Source organism: Streptomyces sp. NPDC058576 (genome assembly GCF_042718715.1).
In the GTDB taxonomy this organism is placed as follows: Bacteria; Actinomycetota; Actinomycetes; order Streptomycetales; family Streptomycetaceae; genus Streptomyces.
Genome location: NZ_JBHXPF010000095.1, coordinates 1 through 20160 on the forward strand (window position 1 = coordinate 1; position 20160 = coordinate 20160).

16 protein-coding genes, 1 tRNA gene and 1 pseudogene are annotated in these 20160 nt (G+C 73.0%); 10 read left to right on the forward strand and 8 right to left on the reverse strand.

The window, feature by feature from the left end:
* The first annotated feature begins 93 nt into the window (after positions 1–93).
* Both ACFWRV_RS34755 and ACFWRV_RS34760 read left to right on the forward strand, forming a co-directional pair.
* Positions 94–1218: an acyl-CoA dehydrogenase family protein gene (locus tag ACFWRV_RS34755; protein ID WP_384339953.1), complete on the forward strand. Its 1125-nt coding sequence runs from the start codon at positions 94–96 to the stop codon at positions 1216–1218.
* A complete protein-coding gene (locus ACFWRV_RS34760; protein ID WP_384339955.1) occupies positions 1215–2264 on the forward strand; it encodes a Zn-dependent alcohol dehydrogenase in 1050 nt (349 codons plus the stop codon). The genes ACFWRV_RS34755 and ACFWRV_RS34760 overlap by 4 nt, the downstream gene beginning before the upstream one ends.
* A gap of 13 nt (positions 2265–2277) precedes the next feature.
* On the opposite strand, the gene ACFWRV_RS34765 is transcribed toward ACFWRV_RS34760, so the two are convergent.
* Positions 2278–2892 carry an SRPBCC family protein gene (locus ACFWRV_RS34765; protein ID WP_384339957.1) on the reverse strand — a complete coding sequence of 205 codons (615 nt, stop codon included), beginning with the start codon at positions 2890–2892 and terminating at the stop codon, positions 2278–2280.
* Between the two features lie 150 nt (positions 2893–3042).
* Here ACFWRV_RS34765 and ACFWRV_RS34770 point away from each other — a divergent pair, with 150 nt between their 5' ends.
* Positions 3043–3768 (forward strand): TetR/AcrR family transcriptional regulator, encoded by a 726-nt coding sequence (locus tag ACFWRV_RS34770; RefSeq protein ID WP_384339959.1) that lies wholly within the window; start codon positions 3043–3045, stop codon positions 3766–3768.
* 16 nt (positions 3769–3784) lie between these two features.
* On the opposite strand, the gene ACFWRV_RS34775 is transcribed toward ACFWRV_RS34770, so the two are convergent.
* Positions 3785–4777 carry a GlxA family transcriptional regulator gene (locus ACFWRV_RS34775; RefSeq protein WP_384339977.1) on the reverse strand — a complete coding sequence of 331 codons (993 nt, stop codon included), beginning with the start codon at positions 4775–4777 and terminating at the stop codon, positions 3785–3787.
* A 72-nt stretch (positions 4778–4849) separates the two neighbouring features.
* Between ACFWRV_RS34775 and ACFWRV_RS34780 the strand changes: the two are divergent.
* The 3 genes and pseudogenes from ACFWRV_RS34780 (at position 4850) to ACFWRV_RS34790 (ending at position 8157) form a co-directional block, all read left to right on the forward strand.
* Positions 4850–6233, forward strand: a pseudogene (locus ACFWRV_RS34780) (MFS transporter).
* 188 nt (positions 6234–6421) lie between these two features.
* Positions 6422–6736 carry a DUF2809 domain-containing protein gene (locus tag ACFWRV_RS34785; protein WP_384339979.1) on the forward strand — a complete coding sequence of 105 codons (315 nt, stop codon included), beginning with the start codon at positions 6422–6424 and terminating at the stop codon, positions 6734–6736.
* A gap of 92 nt (positions 6737–6828) precedes the next feature.
* A complete protein-coding gene (locus ACFWRV_RS34790) occupies positions 6829–8157 on the forward strand; it encodes an MFS transporter (RefSeq protein ID WP_384339961.1) in 1329 nt (442 codons plus the stop codon).
* On the opposite strand, the gene ACFWRV_RS34795 is transcribed toward ACFWRV_RS34790, so the two are convergent.
* Positions 8135–12376, reverse strand: coding sequence for a trypsin-like peptidase domain-containing protein (locus ACFWRV_RS34795; protein WP_384339963.1), 4242 nt, complete (start codon positions 12374–12376; stop codon positions 8135–8137). The two genes, ACFWRV_RS34790 and ACFWRV_RS34795, sit on opposite strands and share 23 nt — an antisense overlap.
* A complete protein-coding gene (locus ACFWRV_RS34800) occupies positions 12373–12801 on the reverse strand; it encodes a CU044_2847 family protein (RefSeq protein WP_384339965.1) in 429 nt (142 codons plus the stop codon). The genes ACFWRV_RS34795 and ACFWRV_RS34800 overlap by 4 nt, the downstream gene beginning before the upstream one ends.
* Positions 12802–13517: 716 nt before the next feature.
* Between ACFWRV_RS34800 and ACFWRV_RS34805 the strand changes: the two genes are divergently transcribed.
* The gene (locus ACFWRV_RS34805) at positions 13518–13697 is read left to right on the forward strand and encodes a hypothetical protein (RefSeq protein ID WP_384339967.1); all 180 of its coding nucleotides are present in this window, start codon (positions 13518–13520) and stop codon (positions 13695–13697) included.
* Between the two features lie 56 nt (positions 13698–13753).
* Here the strand turns inward: ACFWRV_RS34805 and ACFWRV_RS34810 are convergent, their stop codons facing one another.
* Both ACFWRV_RS34810 and ACFWRV_RS34815 read right to left on the reverse strand, forming a co-directional pair.
* Positions 13754–14353: a flavin reductase family protein gene (locus tag ACFWRV_RS34810; RefSeq protein ID WP_384339981.1), complete on the reverse strand. Its 600-nt coding sequence runs from the start codon at positions 14351–14353 to the stop codon at positions 13754–13756.
* Between the two features lie 81 nt (positions 14354–14434).
* Positions 14435–15022: a CGNR zinc finger domain-containing protein gene (locus ACFWRV_RS34815; RefSeq protein ID WP_384339969.1), complete on the reverse strand. Its 588-nt coding sequence runs from the start codon at positions 15020–15022 to the stop codon at positions 14435–14437.
* A gap of 156 nt (positions 15023–15178) precedes the next feature.
* Between ACFWRV_RS34815 and ACFWRV_RS34820 the strand changes: the two genes are divergently transcribed.
* Entirely contained in the window at positions 15179–15634 is a 456-nt protein-coding gene (locus ACFWRV_RS34820; protein ID WP_384339971.1) for a VOC family protein, read from the forward strand.
* Between the two features lie 49 nt (positions 15635–15683).
* Complete coding sequence (locus ACFWRV_RS34825; protein WP_384339973.1) at positions 15684–16628, forward strand: pyridoxamine 5'-phosphate oxidase family protein; 945 nt, start codon at positions 15684–15686, stop codon at positions 16626–16628.
* A 9-nt stretch (positions 16629–16637) separates the two neighbouring features.
* Here ACFWRV_RS34825 and ACFWRV_RS34830 read toward each other — a convergent pair whose 3' ends face one another.
* A complete protein-coding gene (locus ACFWRV_RS34830; RefSeq protein ID WP_384339983.1) occupies positions 16638–17414 on the reverse strand; it encodes an enoyl-CoA hydratase/isomerase family protein in 777 nt (258 codons plus the stop codon).
* 212 nt (positions 17415–17626) lie between these two features.
* Positions 17627–19855, reverse strand: a complete 2229-nt coding sequence (locus ACFWRV_RS34835) for an acetate--CoA ligase family protein (protein WP_384339975.1) — start codon at positions 19853–19855, stop codon at positions 17627–17629.
* A gap of 202 nt (positions 19856–20057) precedes the next feature.
* Here ACFWRV_RS34835 and ACFWRV_RS34840 point away from each other — a divergent pair.
* Positions 20058–20131 (forward strand) — tRNA-Met (locus ACFWRV_RS34840).
* Positions 20132–20160: the final 29 nt, after the last annotated feature.

Below are 20160 nucleotides of genomic sequence, written 5' to 3' on the forward strand. Positions count from 1 at the left end.
GGCTGGAGACGCGGACCGGTCCGCACACTCAGCCCCTCCGGCGATTGAGGAGCGGGGGTCTGGGGGCGGAGCCCCCAGGAGAAGGAGGCACGTATGGATTTCCGTAGCGAGGTGCGTACCTGGCTGGAGGGCCGTCTCGCCGACACCCCCACCCCCCACCCCCGCACGTGGGAACGCGAGCTGGGCAAGGCCGGCTGGATCGGCATCGGCTGGCCCGGCGAGGACGGGGAGACGTACGGCAACCGCCGCGCGACCCTCGCCGAACAGGTCGTCTGGGCCGAGGAGTACGCCCGCTCCACCGCCCCCGCCCGGATGGGCCACATCGGTGAGAACCTCCTCGCCCCGACCCTCATCGCGTACGGCACCGAGGAGCAGAAGCAGCGCCATCTGCCGGCCGTGGCGCGGGGCGAGACGCTGTGGTGCCAGGGGTACAGCGAACCGGGCGCGGGGTCCGACCTCGCCGGGATACGCACCGCGGCCGTACCGGACGGGGCGGGCGGCTACGCCGTGACCGGGCAGAAGATCTGGACCTCGCTCGCCCTGGACGCCGACTGGTGCTTCGTCCTCGCCCGCACCGACCCCGGCTCCACCCGTCACCGCGGGCTGTCGTTCCTGCTGCTGGAGATGGACCAGCCGGGCCGGATCGAGGTGCGGCCGATCCGGCAGCTGACCGGGACCAGCGAGTTCAACGAGGTGTTCCTCGACGGGGCCCGGGCCGGGGAAGTCGTCGGCGGGGAGGGCAACGGCTGGCAGGTCGCCATGGGCCTGCTCGCCCTGGAGCGCGGGGTGTCCACCCTCGCCCAGCAGATCGGGTTCGCCGCGGAGTTGGGCCAGGTCGTCGCCGCCGCCGTGGCGAGCGGTGCCGCCGACGACCCGGTCATCAGGGCCCGGCTCGTACGGCAGTGGGCGGAGCTGGACACCATGCGCCACCACGCCCTGCGCACCCTCGGCACCACCGGCGACCCGGGCGTGCCCAGCGTGGCGAAGCTGCTGTGGGGCGGCTGGCACCAGCGGCTCGGGGAGTTGGCGGTGGCGGTCGCGGGGGAGGCGGGGGCCGTCGGGCCGGAGCCGTGGACGGCACAGCGACCGTACGAACTCGACTACGCACAGCGCCTGTTCCTCTTCAGCCGGGCCGACACCATCTACGGCGGCTCCGACGAGATCCAGCGGAACATCATCGCCGAGCGGGTGCTCGGCCTACCGAGGGAGCCGAGATGAGAGGCGTCGTCTTCGACGGCACACGGACCGAGGTCGTCGACGACCTGGAGATACGCGACCCGGGCCCCGGGGAGGTGCTGGTGGCGATCGCCGCCGCCGGACTCTGCCACAGCGATCTGTCGGTGATCGACGGCACGATCCCCTTCCCGGTCCCCGTCGTCCTCGGCCACGAGGGCGCGGGGGTGGTGGAAGCGGTCGGGCCCGGCGTCGTCCATGTGACGCCGGGTGATCACGTCGCCCTGTCCACCCTCGCCAACTGCGGGGCCTGCGCCCAGTGCGACCGGGGCAGGCCGACCATGTGCCGCAAGGCGATCGGGCGGCCCGGGCGGCCGTTCTCGCGGGGCGGGCAGCCGGTGTTCCAGTTCGCCTCCAACTCCGCCTTCGCGGAACGTACGGTGGTGCGCGCCGTCCAGGCCGTCAGGATCCCGGCGGACCTGCCCCTCACCTCCGCCGCCCTGATCGGCTGCGGGGTGCTCACCGGCGTCGGGGCCGTCCTGAACCGGGCGAAGGTCGACCGGGGCGACACCGTCGTGGTCATCGGCACCGGCGGCATCGGCCTCAACGTGCTCCAGGGGGCCCGGCTGGCGGGTGCGCTCACCGTCGTCGCCGTCGACAGCAACCCGGCGAAGGAGGCGGTGGCCCGGCAGTTCGGCGCCACGCACTTCCTGACCTCCGCCGACGGCGTACGGGACATCCTCCCCGACGGGGCCGACCACGCCTTCGAGTGCGTCGGCCGCACCGAGCTGATCCGCCAGGCGATCGACCTGCTGGACCGCCACGGCCAGGCGGTCCTGCTGGGCGTCCCTGCCGCGAGCGCCGAGGCGTCGTTCGTCGTCTCCTCGATGTACCTGGACAAATCGATCCTGGGCTGCCGTTACGGCTCCTCGCGCCCGCAGCGGGACATCGCCCTGTACGCGGACCTCTACCGGGAAGGCCGGCTGCTGCTGGACGAGCTGGTCACCGGGACGTATCCGGTGGAGGACTTCGCCAAGGCGGCCGACGACGCGCACCACGGGCGGGTGGCCCGGGGGGTCCTGGTCTTCTGACCCGGCCTCGGGCTCAGCAGGACCGGGCCTCGGCGGCGGTCTTCAGCTCGCCGAGCCACGCTTCGAGGCCCTGCTTCAGGATCTCGGTGGCGTAGGGGACGTCTGCGTCGACCTGCTCGCCGGTGTGGGTCTCCTCGGTCCGGACGAGGACGCCGCCCCTGACCTGCTGGAAGCTCCACACGTGTACGCCGTCGATGTGCAGCCCCTCACCGACGGCGGGACCGGTCCAGCGGATGCAGGAGCCGCGCTTCAGCTGCTCGACGGTGGAGGTGATGTCCAGGCTGGTGGCGGGCGTCGCCGGGTTGGGCGGGACCGGGGTGGTCCACCGGAACGCCGAACCGGGGCGGAAGGGGCCGTGGTCGAGGCGGTCCATGCTCGTGACGTGGGTCTGCCAGCTCGGCCAGCGCTCCACGTCGGTCTGGAGCTTCCAGACGGCACTGAGCGGCGCGTCGATCACGGTCTCGGTCCGGGCGCGGACCTTGGCCCCGGCGTCGACCCCCTTGCCCTGGCAGGTGAGCGACTTCGCGGGACGCGGCGTCGCCCCGGCGGGCGCGGTGGCGGCGGAGAGGACGCCCGCCATGATCAGCGGGACGGAGAGCAGGGCGGCGGCGGTACGGGCACGGGACATGACGGAAACCTCTCGATAGAAGCTGCTGCGTTCGTGAGAAGTTATAACGGATGCGGATCCGAGGGGTCAACCACTTTCGTGATACCTTCTAACGAAACTTTGAGTGGGTATCTTTCAGGTGCCTCCGAGGGCCGGGGAAGGTGGCGGACCATGGCGGAGACGGACGCGAAGACCGACGCGAAGGCCGGTGCGAAGGGGAGCGCGAAAACCGGTGCGAAGACCGGGGCGAAAGCCGGCGCGGTGACCCCGCGCGAGCGCTACCGCGCCCAGGTGCGGACGGAGGTCAAGGAGTACGCGTGGCAGCAGATCGCCGAGGCCGGGGCCTCCGCGCTCTCCCTCAACGCGATCGCGAAGCAGATGGGCGTCAGCGGCCCCGCGCTCTACCGCTACTTCGCCGGCCGTGACGAGCTGATCACCGAGCTCATCCGGGACGCGTACCGCAGCCTCGCCGACGCCGTCCACGCGGCGGCCGGGGCCGGGGCCGACCCGGCGGGCCTCGCGCACGTCCTGCGCGACTGGGCCCTGGCGGACCCCCACCGGTACTTCCTCATCTACGGCACCCCCGTCCCCGGCTACCACGCGCCCGAGGAGATCACCGGCATCTCGCAGGAGATCATGGCCGACCTCCTGACCGCCTGGACGGCCCTCGAACCGGACGCGCCCGCCACCCCGTTCGGCGCCCATCTCGCCGACCACCGCGACTGGGCCGGGGACCACCCCGCACCGCCCGGGGTCCTGCACCGGGCCCTCACGTTCTGGACCCGGCTGCACGGCGTGCTGTCCCTGGAGCTGGCCGGTCACTTCACCGGCATGTCCTTCGACCCGGCCCTGCTCTTCGAGTCGGAACTGGCCGACCTGACGGCGCGGCGGGGCTGACGGCCGGCCGGGCGGCTCAGGAAACGGTGCCCGCCGAGGACCGGAACGTACGCCGGTAGACCGTCGGCGGGACGCCCAGGGCGGCCTGGAGGTGCTGGCGCAGCGAGGTCGCCGTGCCGAAGCCCGCGTCCCGGGCCACCTGGTCGATGGACAGGTCGGTCGACTCCAGCAGCTGCCGGGCCCGCTCCACCCGCTGCTGGGTGAGCCACTGGCCGGGGCTGATCCCGACCTCCTCGCGGAACCGGCGCGTGAACGTCCGTACGCTCATCGCCTCCTGCTCCGCCATGTCCCGCAGCAGGATCGGCCGCTCCAGACGGGCCAGTGCCCAGGCCCGGGCGGTGGTCGTGGTCGCGAACTGCGGCTCGGGGACGGGGCGGTGGATGTACTGGGCCTGCCCGCCGTCCCGGTGCGGGGGCACGACCGTGCGGCGGGCGATCTCGTTCGCGACGGCCGTCCCGTGGTCGCGCCGCACCAGGTGCAGGCAGAGGTCGATCCCGGCGGCGACCCCGGCGGAGGTCAGGACGTCGCCGTCGTCGATGAACAGGACGTCCGGATCGACGCTGACCTGCGGGAAGGTCCGCTGGAAGTGGTCTGCGGAGGACCAGTGCGTGGTGGCGGGACGGCCGTCGAGATATCCGGCCGCCGCCAGGACGTAACTGCCGGTGCAGATGGAGACCATCCGGGTGCCGGGCCGCACCAGGGCGAGCGCGGCGGCCAGCTCCTCGGTGAGCCGGCCCTCCTCGAAGACCGGGCCCAGCTCGTAGGAGGCGGGGACGACCACGGTGTCGGCGGTGGCGAGGGCCTCCGGGCCGTGCTCCACGAGGATGGAGAAGTCCGCGTCGGTCCGGACCGGACCCGGCGGGCGGACCGAGCAGGTCACCACGTCGTACAGCTTGCCGCCCTTCCCGCCCGTCTCCGTGCCGAGGCTGCGGCCGAAGATCCGCTGAGGAATGCCCAGTTCGAAGGGGAGCAGCCCGTCGAGGGCCAGAACGACGACGCGGTGCGGCATGGCGGCCTCCTCGAAGATCACACGAAAATCGGTAGTGGTATAGACCACGAGCTGGTACAGGTTAGCGGCGTGATGGAGAAGCCGACAGAGCGCGCGTCCATTCCCGACGCCCCGTGCGACGCCCGTACGTCCCCGCCCCCGGACCCCGTCCCGACGCTGCCCCCGCTCGATCCCGGCGGACCGGCCGGACTTGCCGGACCGGGCGGCCCCGCCGGAACGGGCTGGGGCACCGGGTCCTCCTTCGGGTCCGCCCCCGGTCCCGCGCGGCTGTGGAACCGCAACTTCCGCTACTTCTTCGTGGCCCGTACGGTCGCGCTCTTCGGCGACGGCATGATCCCGGTGGCCCTGACCGCCGGACTGCTGGGTGCGGGGCGGCCCGCCTCCTCGGTCGGCTTCGCGCTCGCCGCCTGGATGGGGCCGCTGGCGGTGTTCGTCCTGTTCGGCGGGGTGCTGGCCGACCGGTTCACTCCGCGCCGGATGATGATCATCGCCGACGCCCTGCGGCTGATCGGCGCCTCCGTGCTGGCCGTGACCTTCGCGACCGGCAATCCGCCGCTCTGGGCGGTGTACGTCCTCAGCTCGGTGGCCGGCGTCGGCGCGGCGCTCTTCCAGCCCGGGGTCGCCTCGACCGTGCCGCGCGTCTCCACCGACGTCCAGCGCGCCAACGCCGTCCTGCGGGTCGCCGAGGCGCTGATGACCATGGCCGGGCCCGCCTTCGCCGGGGCGCTCGTCGGACTCGCCAGCGCCGGGGCCGTCTACGCGGCGAACGCGGCGACCTTCGCGGTCTCCGGGGCGTGCCTCTTCCTGATGCGGCTGGCCCCGGCCCCGCACGACGACACGGTACGCGGCACGTTCGCCGCGGAACTGGTCGACGGGTGGCGGGAGTTCCGGGCCCGTTCCTGGCTGTGGGGAGTGATCGCGGTGTGGACGGTGTACGGCTTCGCGGTCCTCGGCCCGATGCTCCCGCTGACCGCCGTCCTGGTCACCGAGGCGCACGGCTCGGGCGCGTACGGGATGCTCATGGCGGTGAACGGGGCGGGCAGCGTCGTCGGGGGGCTCCTCGCGCTGCGGCTGCGCCCGTCGCACCCGCTGGCGGCGGGGGCGGTGGCGCTGCCCCTGGTGGCGGTGAGCCTGGTGGCTGGCGCTCGGGATGCCGGTGCCGGTGCTGGCTGTCGGGCAGTTGCTGGCGGGCGGGTCGGCCGCGTTCTGGCTGGTGATGTGGTCCACGACGGTCCAGACACACGTCCCGCCCGAGGCCCTGAACCGCCTGCACGCCTACGACGTGGCGGGCTCGCTCCTGATGGTCGCGGCGGGCCGCGCCCTGGCGGGCCCGGTGGCCGAGGCGGTCGGCGCGCCGGAACTGCTGGTGGCGGCGGCCGTGATCAACCTGGGTGTGGTGGCGGTGCTGTTGGTAGCTCGGCCGATCCGGCAGCTCAAGAGGACCGGCCTCGCGTGAGGCGCCCGGCGCGTCCCTCCGCGCGCACGTCCCGCCCGTTCACCGGTCAGGCGCGCACGTCCCGCCCGTTCACCGGTCAGGCGCGCGCGGCCCGCCCGCTCACGACCGCGCCGTCCACGGCCCGCTCGCTCACGGTCCGCGCGGTGGCGGCGGTGGCTGCTGTCGGCACCGTCGCCGCGGGTCTGGCCGTGCGCGCCGGGTCGGACGGGGCCTTCGCCAAGTACGCCGGGAGCGCGCTCTACACGGTGCTGCTCTGCACCCTCGCCGTCCTCTGCGCACCCCGCGCGCGGCCCCTCGTGGTGGCCTCCACAGCCCTGGGCCTGAGCTGGGCGGTGGAGTTCGCGCAGCTCACCGGCGTACCGGCGGAGCTGTCGGCGCACAGCACGGCGGCCCGGCTGGTCCTCGGCTCGACCTTCAACGCGCCGGACCTGTTCTGGTACGCGGTGGGCGCGGCGGCGGCCTGGGGCGTCCATGCCGGGGTGCGGGCGGTGGATCTTCGGTGAGGGCGGCGGGAAGTCGGCCGTGGCCCGATTCCTGCGAACCGTGTCCTTCAGGCCACTCGTAGGGAAAGCCGCAGGCCAAGAAGCTGGTCCACGTGACCGAGACCATCGAAAGCGCCGCCCGGGACGACCGGCGGCCGCCCCGCGACGCGCATCACCGGCCCCGCTTCCACCGGGCCTGGATCGTCGCCGCCGTCACCTTCGTGACGATCATCGGCGGCGCGGCGTTCAACTCCCTGCCCGGGCTGCTCATCGACCCGCTCCACACCGAGTTCGGCTGGTCGCGGGGCGAGATCGGGCTCGCGGTCTCCATCGACATGGCGCTGTACGGGCTGACCGCGCCGTTCGCCGCCGCGCTCATGGACCGTTTCGGCATCCGGCGGGTCGTGGCGATCGCGCTGACCATGGTGGCGGCCGGGGCGATCGCCAGCGTCTGGATGACGGCCTCCTGGCAACTGATGATCTATTGGGGCCTGTTGGTCGGCCTCGGCACCGGGTCCATGGCGATGGCGTTCGCCGCGACCGTCACCCACCGCTGGTTCGTGGCCCGGCGGGGCCTGGTCACCGGCATCCTCACCGCGGCGGGCGCCTCCGGGCAGCTCGTCTTCCTCCCGCTCTGCGCCTGGATCGTCGACGAACACGGCTGGCGGCCCGCCTCGGTGACGGTCGCCCTGGCGTCCCTCGTCGTCGTCCCGTTCGTCTGGCTCCTGATGCGCGACCACCCGGCCGATGTGGGGCTCGCCCCGTACGGCGGTACGTACGTGGCGAAGCCCGCCCCGGCCCGGGGCGCCGCGCGCCGGACGGTGCGGGTGCTGTTCGACGCGGCCCGCACCGGGCCGTTCTGGCTGCTCGCGGGCACCTTCGCGATCTGCGGGGCCTCCACCAACGGTCTGATCCGCACCCACTTCGTCCCCTTCGCCCACGACCACCACATGCCCATCACCGTCGCGGCCTCGCTGCTCGCGGTGATCGGGGTCTTCGACGTCATCGGCACGATCTTCTCCGGCTGGCTCACCGACCGTTTCGACGCCCGCAGGCTGCTGGCCGTCTACTACGCGCTGCGCGGGATCTCCCTGCTGTTCCTGCCGCTGCTGATCGGCCCCGACGTGCGGCCGCCGATGATCTTCTTCATCGTGTTCTACGGTCTCGACTGGGTCGCCACCGTCCCGCCGACGCTGGCACTCTGCCGCGAGCAGTACGGCGAGGACAGCGCGATCGTCTTCGGCTGGGTGCTGGCCTCGCACCAGGTGGGCGCGGCGGTGGTCGCGTTCCTCGGCGGGGTCGCGCGGGACGTTTTCGGCGGTTACGACGTGGTCTGGTACGCGGCGGGGGCGCTGTGCGCGATGGCGGCGCTGATGTCGCTGGTGATCCGGCGCCGACGCGCCGTGGACCGGGCCCCGGTCACGGACAGGCCGGGCGGGTAGGCAGCCGTACCGGGACAGCGGCCCGTTCGTCGGCGGTGAACGTCCGGTTGCCGATGACCTCGCACAACGCGCGCCGCCACTCCGCCGGGTCGAGGCGGAGGGGCCCGCCGGTGTTGTCCGTGTTCTGGTAGATCACGGACTTGCCGTCCGGGGTCATGTCCCTGAAGACATAAGCGCCTTCGCCCAGCATGCTGCTGGAGGGCGCGCGGCCGAAGTCGTACGACTCCCGGTAGCCGCGGCCGCCGGCCCCGTAGACGCGTACGGAGCTGTTGGCGGCCACGACGAAGCCGCCCTTCCCGTCGATGAAGCTGGCGACGTACGGTTTCCCCGAGTCCTCGGCCACGCTGCGCAGGGGCCCCAGTTCCTTGCGCAGCGGGTCGCGCTGCCAGATCTCCACCAGGCCTCCGCTGCGCAGGACGGCCAGGTAGCGTGCGCTGGGGTCGATCTGTACGGCGACGGCATCGGTGGGCACCTTCACCGTCGCCTTGGTGGTTCCCGTCGTGAGGTCGACGATCCGGAGCCGGGGGTCGCCCCAGACGAGCACGGCCACCTGGTCGTCCTCGGGGTATTTGCTGACGTGCGTCGTCGGCGGATCGGCGCCGGCCCGGCCCCCGGACATCAGGGCCTTGGTGTCGAAGCGGGCGCGCTCCTCGCCGGTGCGCGTGTCCCACTGCTGCACCAGGGTTCCGGAGACGGTCACCAGGCGCTTGTCACGGTCGAAGAAGTACCGGAGGTCGGTGGGGGACGGTGGTGCGGGAACGGTGATGCGGGACGTCTCCCTCAAAGTGGACGTACTCCGGATGACGATGGTGTCCTTCGCGACCCAGTCGGCCAGCAGGGTCCGTTCCGCGTCGAGCACCAGCTGGTATGCGTCCTTGGGGTACCAGTACGGTCGCGGCCGCTTCGCCTCGGCCAGCGGCGGATCGACCGCCACGGCCGTCACGGAGTGGACCTGCAGGCTCGCGCCCTCGTCCACGAGGCTGATCTGCTTCTCGCCGTCCGCGCTGAGTTTCTGCTCGCTCACCTTCAGGACGTTGGGCTCGGTGGGCAGTTCGACGTAATTGATCAAGGAGTCGCTGTTCCCGGCCACGAGGATCCTGCCCCGGTGGGACACCAGGTACTCCGACGATTCCATGACGCCGTCGAGCTGCGCGGACCGGCTGATCAGCTCGGACCGGGAGAGGTCGACCAGCGAGAGACTCTTCTCGTCGGCCGTGGCGACACGGCGCCCGGTCAGGTCGATGCTCCGCATGGCGCAGGTGGCGTGGTCGCCGTGGGCGTATCTGCCCTGTTCGGCGCCGTCCGAGATCCGCCGCAGGGTGATCGCCATGCCCGACGTACCGTTGCGGCAGGTCGCGACCGCCTTCCGGTCTCCCGAGACCAGGACCTGGTCGGCGGCGCGTGCGACCGTACGCGTTCTGCCGGTGGCCCGGTCGACCTCGATCAGTCCGGCGTCCGTCCGGTTCCCGTCGTAGGCGGAGGTCGCCACCAGCAGGGTCCGGTTGTCGGGGCCGATCCACAGCTTGCCGTCCGCGTCCGTCGGCAGGGGCGCCCGGCCCCCGGCGGTGCGGCGGTCCAGGTCCCACCACACCAGGGCGTCCTCTGTCCGGGCGACGACGATCCGTCCGTCCAGGGACATCGCGAACCCCCTGTCGGACGCGTTGTTGTAGTACAAAAGGTTCTTCTCCGATGGAAGTTCACGCACAGGTCCGATGACCCGGTCGGCATCCGGGCGCACATCGAACCAGCCGGCCGACCCGTCGTCGCAGATGAACGCGGCACGGCTGCCGTCGGCCGAGACCATCACCATGGACACCGCCTTGCGGGAGAAGTGCTCGACGCGCATGCCGTCGGTGAGGGAGTTCACGAACAGCGTCGCGCGGCCCAGGGCCGACCGGGCGAAGACGACGTCGCCGTCCCGACTCGTCCGGAACTGCCGGACCGTACCGAGCAGACCGGAGAGCACGCGGGTCGATCCCGAGAGACCGAGATGCTGCCGCAGCAGCTGGCTGCGCGCCTCCTGGGTGGCCGCGGTGTCGTACGCCGCGAGCGCCAGCTTCACCGACAGCGCGGGGTCGAACTCCGCCTGGTCCTGCGAGAACTGGGTCAGGGAACGCGAGTCGGCCAGGGCCTGACGTTCCTCGCTCTGCTGTCGCGTGTACGCGAACATCCCCCCGAACAGCACCGCGAGGACGATGAGGATGCCGAAACCGGACCTGAGCGCCCGCCGCCTGCGGCCCCGCGAACGGTGATGGGCGCTGGCGAGCCCGAGGAACTCGTGCTCGTCGGAACCGATTTCGGCCCCGCGGCTGTCCAGCCACGGCTTGGCGCCCGCCAGGGCATCGATGCTCGGCAGCAGTTCGGGCGGGCGTCCGGCGGTGGTCCAGCGGCGCATGTCGTGGCGCAGGGACTCACGCCAGACCAGAAAGGAACGGTCCTCCGCGGCCCAGTCCGCCAGCTTGCCCCAGCTGGAGATGAGCGCCTCGTGGGCCAGTTCGACGGTTTCGGTCCCTCCGGCGTCCCGGCCGGTGACGAGGAGACGGGTGACGGCGAGCCGCTGCGCGACGTGCCACTCCCCGGCGCCGAGTTCGGTACGGGTGACGACGCGCCGGGTGACGCCTCCCGACTCCAGGGGTATCCGGATGAGCCGGGTGAACAGCCGGCGTGCCGCCGCCTCGTCGGTCTCGGGGACATGGGCGGCCCAGACCTCGACGAGGTGGTCGTGCAGGGCGCCGGCGACGCCGCCGATGTTCTCGTACGCCGCGTGGGTCAGCGTTCCGTGCGCCTCCTGCTGCTCCCGCCAGAGCTGGTCGAGGGCGAAGCCGAGCAGGGGCAGCGCGCCGGGTTCGGCGCCGGTGTCGTCGAGGATGCGGTCGACGAGGTGGGGTTCGTAGTGGACGCCGGGGACGGCCTCCACCGGGAGGGTGACGATGTCACGCAGCTGGCCGGTGCTCATCGGACCGAGGGCGTAGGCCCGCCGCCCGTCGAAGGCATGGCCGAGACCCGGGTGGTCGAGGACCGTGCCCAGGAAGTCCGCCCGGAGCGTGGTCAGGATCCGCACCGTGTCCGGCAGGGCCTCGTCGAACAACACCGAGGCCAGCTCGTCGACGGCCGCCGCCTCGCGCGCGAGCAGCTCCTCGAACTGGTCGATCACGATCAGCAGTCGGCGGGTCCCCTGCCGGTCGAGCAGCAGGGGGACGACGTCGGCCAGCGAGCGCTCCCCGGTCAGAGCCCGGCCGAGGACCGGGGCGCGGTCCAGCTGCTCGGTCCCGGACAGGCCGGGCTCCAGCAGCGCCAGCAGCTCCTGGGCCAGCCGGGCGACCGGGCTGCTGCCCGCCGAGGGGCGCAGCACAAGCACCGACGTGCCGTCCGGCCGCAGTCTCGGCACGACTCCGGCGCGGGCCAAGGAGGACTTGCCGGAGCCGGAGGGGCCCACGATCGCGGTCCAGCGTTCGCGGGCGACCATCCGGGCGACCTGGTCGGACTCTGCCCGGCGGCCGTGGAAGAGGGCGGCGTCGCTCTCCTGGAACGCCGCCAGGGACCGGAACGGCGACGGCGGCAGCACCAGGGGCCGCAGACCGGGCCAGGCGTCCAGCAGACCTGCCGTCGGGATCAGATAGCTTGCCGGGGGCTCGCCCTCCTCCGCCACCGCCATCATGCCGACGATGCCCCGGAGTTCGTCGTCCCACACCGGACTGCCGCTGAAGCCGCCGGACACCCGGTAGCCGCCCTCGGCCAGGTCGGCCTGGACCCATCCCTGCGCCTGACGCGCGCGGAGCAGGGCCGCGTGCCACACGCCCCCGGGGCGGCCCGCCGGGAACCCGAAGACCCGCGCGGAGTGCTTCCACACGTCCGGTTCGTCCACCAGCCGGATGGGCCGGCTGCCCCGCACCACGGTTCCCAGGCGCAGCACGGCCACGTCTCCGGCGCCGGACGGTTGGGGCGGGACCCAGTGTTCGACGGTTGCCGTGATCGGCGGCGCGCTGTCCGGGACGCCGGGGGCAGGGGCCCGCAGCAGCGGAAGCGTGACGTCGATCCGGGCGTCGGCGGCGGGCTCGGCGCCGTGGTCCGTGCCGAGGGCGGCGCTGACGACATGGGCGCAGGTCAGGGCCAGCTCGTCGGTGACCAGAAACCCCAGCCCGACCGGTTCGCCCCGTTGGTTACGGATCTGGAGCACCCCCGCTTCCAGGGCGTCGGTGCGCGCACCGGCCGCCGTCACGCCACCGCCCCGTCCGCGGCCGGGCCGCCGTCCGCATCGGCCGTCGGGCCGGTCGGTGACGGGGCAGCCGGGGACGGGGCGGCGGACGGACCGGAGGGAGGACGGTTCCAGACGAGCGAGACCGTGAAGTTGGCCTGTGCCGAGGTGCTGGAGATCACGACGTCGGCCTCGGCCGACAGACTCAGGCCGAACTCGACGCTGATCTCGTCGGGTCCGTGGGCCATGCCCCGGAAGCCGTCGACGAAGTTCTGGGCGACCGGCCTGACCGAGGCCACCATCTCGCCCAGCGAGCGCGTGGCCCGCGCAACGACCTGGCCCGGTCGGGCGACCCTCACCAGACCGTCCCCCTCGGCCTCGACCCGCACCTTCGCCACTTCCGTCCGTCCGTCGGTCCCACTGACCGGCAGTTCCACGAGATAGGTCACAGCCACCCTCTTCGTCCGCACCGGCACGGCGCCGGTTCTGTTGTCACACGACCCCTGCACCCTGAACTACCCGTGACAGCAGGGGCGTTACCCACTCCGGATGTGATGCTCCGGTGCCGTCGGCACGGCTGTCTTCCGGTCCGGCATCCGGCTGACCGCTCGTGCGGGTTGTGCGAGGTCGACACCGCCACCCTGGCCGGGGGTGCTGCAATGCTGATGAAATTTCGGTGATGCGCGGAGGCGGAGGTCGCGTGTACGGGAGAACTCCTCTGGGTCGGACGGGGCTTCGGACTGAGCATGGGCGAGGGCGATCGGGCCATCGTCCATGCCACGGCGGCGGTGGACCTGGCCGAACGACTGCACAGTGACTGGGTCGCCTCGATGGCACGCGTCATCCTCGGTCTGGCCCACTACTTCGAGGGGCGGAACGAGGAGGCGCTGACCTGCTTCGCGGGCGCCCTCGCCCATGCGGAGAAGGACGGCAGGCCGCGCATGCTGGGCAGGCCCCTGAGCTGCGCCGCCGACGTCCATCTCCGCCTCGGCCAGCACCGTGAAGCCAAGCGTCTGCTCCACCGCGCCGTCGACCTGGTCCAGCAGGGCGGGGACGTCTTCCTCTGCGCACGCAGCCTGCCCGGCTGGGCACCGCGGAGGAGGGCCTGGGGAACCCGGGCGCGGCCATCACCCTCCATCACCGGGCTCTGCTCCTTCAGAGCCAGTTGCTGTCGCCCCTCACCGAACCCAGTTACGCGTGGCTGGAGATGGACATCCGCAGCCGACTGGGCCGCGCCTACGTGGCGGCGGGCCGCTTCGGCGAAGCTTACGAGCAGTTCCGGACCGTTCTCGACGTGCACAGCGCCCGCCCGCGTCGCCACCGCCGGGATACGGAGGGCCGTTGAGGGGGCGGGAAGCAGCCGTGAAGCCGACCGCGTAGGACGAAGTCCCTCGAGCCGACTCAGCGGCTGAACCGGCCGAACGCCCCCCGGTGGAACAGCAGCGGCTCGCCCTCCTCCGTCGCGCCCAGCGCCTCCACCCGGCCGACCACGATGAGATGGTCGCCGCTGGTGTGGACGGCGTGGATACGGCAGTCGACCCAGGCCGGTACGGAGTCCAGCAGCGGTGATCCGGTCGCCGGGGCGTCCCCATAGGCCACTCCCGCGAACTTGTCGGCGCCGCTCACCGCGAACCCCCGGCACAGCGCGCCCTGTCCGGCCCCCAGGATGTTCACGCAGAACGCCCCGGCGCGGGCGATGCGCGGCCAGGTCGTCGACGTACGGGCGACCATGAAGGACACCAGCGGCGGGTCCAGTGAGAGCGAGGCGAAGGACTGGCAGGCGAAGCCGGCCGGCCCGTCCGCGTCGCGTGCGGTGACCACGGTGACGCCGCTGGCGAAGTGGCCCAGCACGCGCCGGAACTCGCCCGGCGCGACCGGCAGCCGCTCGTCGTCCCGGACGGCTCTCAGGTCGGGCCGGGGAAGCGCCTCGGGCGGTGTCCCCGGTGCGGCTGTCGTGGCGGCGCCGACGGACCTGAGGTACCGGACGGCGGTGGCGGCCATGCCTGCGTGTCCCATCACGCCGTCCATTAGAGCTGACGGTCCGTCAGAAGTGAACCCGTGCGGACGGTGGATCGCGGGGCTTCAGGCCCCGGAGCGCCGGGCGTAGTGGCGCTGCGCCTTGGCGCGGTTGCCGCAGCCCGCCATGGAGCACCAGCGGCGCGTGCCGTTCTTGGACACGTCGTGGAAGTGCAGGACGCAGGCGTCGTTCGCGCAGGGGCGGATGCGGTCGGGCCGGTCCACGGCCAGCCGCAGCCAGTTCTCCGCCGCGTACCAGGCGGGACGCCAGGACGGCTCGTCCACCTCCACCACGGACTCCGGCGTCCCGTCGGGCCCCAGGGTGCGGCGGATCCGCCCGTGGGCGAGGACCTCGTTCAGCCGGTCGGCGTCCTCGGGGGTGGCCGGGTCGTGGCGGACGGCGGTGGCGGCCAGGGCGTCGAGTGCCCTGCGGGCGAGGAGCAGCCGGTCCAGGGTGGCGCGGTCGGCGGTGGGGGCGGGGCCGGGGCCGAGGTGTTCGCGCACCGGAGGGCTGTCGAGCCAGACGGTCAGGCCGGACAGCGAGTCCAGCAGATCGTGCGGCCCGTCCCCGTCGATCCAGCGGGTGTTCAGCAGGTCGATGGAGAGCGGCTCGCCGGTCAGTGGCCGGGGGTCCGCCCCGGGGGGCTGCGTCACGGCTGGGTCCTTCCTCGTGCGGGGCGGGGTGTGGACTCCCGATGATAACCGGCCAAACGAAGATCACCGGTTGACTCTCTCCGGTCTAACCCTCAAAATGAAGGTGAAAGGTTACGAGATCGGCTCGTGGCCCTGACCGAAGGCACGGGACCGACCATGACCAAGGCGAGCACCCTCCAGACCGGCCACGTCGGCCTCAACGTCACCGACCTGGACCGCTCGACCGCCTTCTACCGCGAGGTCTTCGACTTCGAGGTGCTGGCCGAGGGCAAGGACGCCGACCGCCGCTGGGCCTTCCTGGGGCGGCACTCCCGGCTGCTGGTGACCCTGTGGCAGCAGAGCGAGGGGACGTTCGCGACGGCCCTTCCCGGCCTCCACCACCTCTCGTTCCAGGTGGACTCGGTCGAGGAGGTCCGGGCCACCGAGGAGGCGCTGCGGGCGCGGGGCGCCCGGTTCGCCCACGAGGGCGTCGTGCCGCACGGCGAGAGCGGCGCCTCGGGCGGCATCTTCTTCAGCGACCCCGACGGCATCCGCCTGGAGGTCTACGCGCCGACCGGGGCCGACCCGGCGGACGCTCCCACCGCCGGTGCTCCCACCTGCGGCTTCTTCTAGGCGTCGATGAGGCGTCGATCCAGGCTGCGACGGAAGGGCGGGCAGGGTCATGAGCGGATACCACCGCGGCGAGATCGCGGTACAGGAGCGGTCGGGTCTCCAGCGGCGGGCGGCGAGCGCGGAGCGGGCCATCGGCTCCACCGTTCCCGAGGTGGCGGCGGACTTCCTCGCCCGGCAGCCCTTCGTGGTGCTGGGCGGCACGGACGAGCGGGGGCGGATCTGGGCGACCCAGCTCACCGGCGAGGCGGGCTTCCTGGGCGTTCCCGAACCGGACGTCCTGACCATCGACGCCCTGCCGGCACCCGACGACCCGCTGGCGGGCCTGCTGTCCGGGGCCGGCGAGCAGGCCGGGGGCGCGGCCGCACGGATCGGGATGATCGCCATCGAGCCCGCCACCCGTCGCCGGATGCGGATGAACGGCCGGGCGGTCCGGGACGGCGACGGCCTCCGCGTCCACCTCGACCAGGCCCTCGCCAACTGCCCCAAGTACATCCAGGAACGCCACCCCCGCCGTCCCGCGCCGGACGGCGGCGAGGAGAGGGGCGAGCACCGGGGCGGGGTCACCGACGGTGACGCCCTGAGCCCCGCGCAGCAGGAGACGCTGCGGGCCGCCGACACCTTCTTCATCGCCACCGCCTCCGACCGGGGCGACGCCGACGCCTCGCACCGGGGAGGCAATCCGGGCTTCGTCCAGGTGCTCACGCCCCGGCTGCTGCGCTGGCCCGACTACGCGGGCAACGGCATGTTCCTGACCCTCGGCAACCTCGAACTCAACCCGGCCGCCGGGCTGTTCGTCCCCGGCTGGGACACGGGCGCGTCCCTCCATCTGACCGGATCCGCCCGCACGGTCTGGGACCCGGACGAGGTGGCCCGGGTCCCGGGGGCGGAGCGGCTCATGGAGTTCGAGGTCACCGGCGTACGGGAGATCCCGGCCGCCTCCCCGCTGCGCTGGTCGGAACCCGCCTTCCACCGCTTCAACCCGCCGGTGGCTTAGGGCGTGCCCTCAGTGGCCCCGGTACTCCGCAGTGCGGCGCTCGACGAAGGACGCCACACCCTCGTTGGCGTCGCGCGTGGTCATGTTGATCTCCTGGGCCGCCGCCTCCGCCGCGAACGCCGTGGCCCGGTCGCCGTCCAGCGAGGCGTTCACCAGCTGCTTGGCCAGGGCGAGGGCCCGGGTGGGCCCCTTCGCCAGCCGGCCCGCCCACTCCTTGGCCAGAGCCTCCAGCTCCCCCGCCGGAACCGTACGGTTGACCAGGCCCAGCCGCTCTGCGTCCGCCGCGGTAAGGGCGTCCCCGAAGAACATCAGCTCCTTGGCGCGCTGCGGGCCCACCAGCCGGGGCAGCAGATACGCGCCGCCGCCGTCCGGGACGAGCCCCCGGCGTACGAAGACCTCGATGAACGTCGCCGTGTCGGCCGCGAGGACCAGATCGCAGGCGAACGCCAGATGGGCGCCGATGCCGGCCGCCGTACCGTTCACGGCGGCGATCACCGGCTTCTCGCAGTCCAGGACGGCGCCGATCAGCCGCTGAGCGCCGAGCCGGATCGTCCGGGCGACGTCCCCGGGGACCCGTTCGCGTGGGGGGGCCGGGGTGCCGCGCAGATCGGCGCCCGCGCAGAAGCCCCGGCCGGTGGCGGTGAGCACGACGGCCCGTACGGCGGGGTCGGCGGAGGCCTCGGCCAGCAGGGCGATGATCCGCTCCCGCTGGTCCCAGGTCACGGCGTTCATGGCCTCGGGCCGGTTGAGGGTGATCCACGAGACGCCGCCGTCGAGCACGTGCAGGACGGTGGCCGCCGGCGCGTGCGGGGCGGGATCGGGTGCGCCGCTGGTCGCGTGCGGGCCGGGGTCGGGTGCGCCGCTGGTCGCTTCAGCCTGCGCCCGCTTCTGCGGCCCGGCGTCCGCTGTGCCCGAGCCGTCCCGCGCCCGCTCCCGCGGACCGGCGTCCGCCGCGCCCGAGCCCGCCCGCTCCTCCGGCCCGGCACCCGCCTGCCCGCTCACCGGCACACCGCCAGCGCGTCCAGGGCCACCGCGCCCTGCCCGCGGCCCAGCACCACCAGCGGGTTGATGTCCAGCTCGGTCAGGTCGTCGCCCAGCTCCAGGGCCATGCGCTGGACCCGCAGCACCACTTCCACCAGCGCGTCCACATCGACCGGGGGCCCGCCGCGCACCCCCTCCAGCAGCGCCCGGCCGCGCAGCTCGCCGAGCATGTCCCGGGCGTCCCGCTCGCCGAACGGCGGCACCCGGACCGCCGCGTCGTGCAGCACCTCCACCAGGACCCCGCCGAGCCCCACCGTGACGGTCGGGCCGAAGAGGGCGTCGTGGGTGACCCCGACCATCATCTCGACGCCCCGGTCGATCATCTGGCAGACCAGGATGCCGTCCAGGTCCACCGATTCGTACCGGGCGATGTCGGTCAGCTCGCGGTAGGCGTCCCGGACCTGGCTGGCCGAGGTGAGGCCGACCTTCACCAGGCCCAGTTCCGTTTTGTGGGCGAGCCGGGGCCCGGAGGCCTTCATCACCACCGGGTAGCCGACCGGCCCGGCGGCCCGTACGGCCGCCGCCGCGCTGGTCACCAACTGCTCGCGCGGCACCCGGATCCCGTACGCGCGCAGGAGCTGCTTCGCCGCGTGCTCGCTGAGCTGCTGGCCCGGCCGCAGCAGGCCCCGCGCCTTGCGGAAGGAGGGGGACGGGGTGCGCGGGGCGTCCTCGAAGGGGGAGCGGTAGCGGTCGGTGAAGCGGTGGTGGTCCAGATAGGCCTTCACGGCGGTGACGCAGTTGCGTGCCGTACGGAAGGTGGCGAGGCGCGAGGAGCCGAGCAGGGTGGTGCGGTAGGCGTCCTCGGTGCCGACAGGGGAGCCCCAGATGACGCAGACCAGCTTGTCGGTGGCCTCCGCCGCGTCCGCCAGGTCCTGGGCGAGCTTGTCGCTCATCGGGGGGAAGGGGCCGGTGATCGGACAGATGAGCACCCCGACCGACGGGTCCGCGAGGATCGCGTCGATGATCTTCCGGCCGCGCGAGTCGCCGACCGGGTGGCCGCCGTTGTCGATGGGGTTGGCGACGTTGAGGTACTCCGGTATCCAGGTGTGCAGTTCGGCCTGCTTGTCCGGGGACAGCGCGGGCAGGGAGAGCCCCGCCGCCGTCGCCAGGTCGGCGAAGTGCGCGCCGGTGCCGCCGGAGATGGAGTAGACGGCCACCCCCTCGGCCTTCGGCGGCCGGGCGCGGGCCAGCAGGGCGGCGGTGTCCTGGAGTTCGTCCAGGCCGTCCACCCGGATCACCCCGAACTGCCGCATCGCCGCGTCCACCACCTGGTCCGCGCCGGTCAGCTTCCCGGTGTGCGAGGCGGCGGCCTCGGACCCGGCCTCGGTGCGGCCCACCTTCACGGCGACGACGGGGACCTTGGCGCGGGCGGCCCGGTCGGCGGCGAGCAGGAAGGAGCGGCCGTCCTTGAGCCCCTCGACGTAACAGGCGACCGCCCCGACCTCGGGGAGCTGGGCGAAGTACGCGAGGAAGTCGGCGGTCTCCAGGTCGGCCTCGTTGCCCGTGGGGGCCCAGTGCGAGAGCCGGATGCCCAGCTCCTGGAGGGCGTGGAGCGGGCGGCCCTGGTGCCCGGACTGGGTGATCAGGGCGATGGCGGGGCCCTCCAGGTCCTCCCGGAACCGTTCGAAGGCGTTGAGGTTGGTGTTGGGCCCGAGCAGTCGCAGTCCGGAGCGCTCCACGGCCGCCGCCAGCCGGGCCTGGGCGGCCGCGCCGGCCTCCCCGGTCTCGGCGAACCCGGAGGCGAAGGCCACCGCGAAGGGCACCTTGGCCTCGCCCAGCTCCTCGATCACCGGGAGCGGGTCCGCGACCAGCAGGACCGCCAGGTCGACCGGCTCGGGGAGCGCGCCGACCGACGGGAAGCAGGCCAGGCCGAACACGGACGTACGGGTCGGGTGCACCGGGTGCAGCCGGGCCCCGACCCGTCCGGCCCAGGAGAGGAGCTGCCGGGTGATACCGGTGTTGGGCCGGCCCTCGGCGTCCGAGGCGCCGACGACGGCCACCGATCGGGGCCGGAAGAAGCGGTCCAGGTCGGGCACGGTCAGGTGCAGCGGACGCCCGCTGACGTCGAGGCCGCCCCGGGCCGAGGCCGTCGGGAGGCTGACGACGGCGGCGTGCGGCTCCTCGCCGCAGGCCACCACCCGGGCGCGGAAGTCGGTGGTGAGGGTGCCGTGAGTCGATCCAAGCATCGTTCCGCCCACTCCTGCTCGATGGCCCGCCGGTGAACAGGCGGGGCCGGCCAGTTAGCTGACACACTGTCAGGTTACTGAACTGACGCTGCGTCAGGAATGGGTGTGCAGGCAAAGGCTCGGGTGAGCGCCGACGGGCGTGCGGGCGGAGCCTCTCGTGGTCACCGAGAGGTATTCCGTGGCGTAGGGTGGTGTTCACCGACGCGGGGTGGAGCAGCTCGGTAGCTCGCTGGGCTCATAACCCAGAGGTCGCAGGTTCAAATCCTGTCCCCGCTACTGATGAACACGGCCGAGGCCCGGATCCC

What these genes read in the sequence shown, in the direction of transcription:
- ACFWRV_RS34765 (WP_384339957.1), bottom strand. Translation starts at nt 2,892, where the DNA reads ATGTCCCGTGCCCGTACCGCCGCCGCCCTGCTCTCCGTCCCGCTGATC.
- ACFWRV_RS34820 (WP_384339971.1), top strand. Translation starts at nt 15,179, where the DNA reads ATGACCAAGGCGAGCACCCTCCAGACCGGCCACGTCGGCCTCAACGTC.
- ACFWRV_RS34760 (WP_384339955.1), top strand. Translation starts at nt 1,215, where the DNA reads ATGAGAGGCGTCGTCTTCGACGGCACACGGACCGAGGTCGTCGACGAC.
- ACFWRV_RS34755 (WP_384339953.1), top strand. Translation starts at nt 94, where the DNA reads ATGGATTTCCGTAGCGAGGTGCGTACCTGGCTGGAGGGCCGTCTCGCC.
- ACFWRV_RS34775 (WP_384339977.1), bottom strand. Translation starts at nt 4,777, where the DNA reads ATGCCGCACCGCGTCGTCGTTCTGGCCCTCGACGGGCTGCTCCCCTTC.
- ACFWRV_RS34770 (WP_384339959.1), top strand. Translation starts at nt 3,043, where the DNA reads ATGGCGGAGACGGACGCGAAGACCGACGCGAAGGCCGGTGCGAAGGGG.
- ACFWRV_RS34835 (WP_384339975.1), bottom strand. Translation starts at nt 19,855, where the DNA reads ATGCTTGGATCGACTCACGGCACCCTCACCACCGACTTCCGCGCCCGG.
- ACFWRV_RS34810 (WP_384339981.1), bottom strand. Translation starts at nt 14,353, where the DNA reads ATGGCCGCCACCGCCGTCCGGTACCTCAGGTCCGTCGGCGCCGCCACG.
- ACFWRV_RS34825 (WP_384339973.1), top strand. Translation starts at nt 15,684, where the DNA reads ATGAGCGGATACCACCGCGGCGAGATCGCGGTACAGGAGCGGTCGGGT.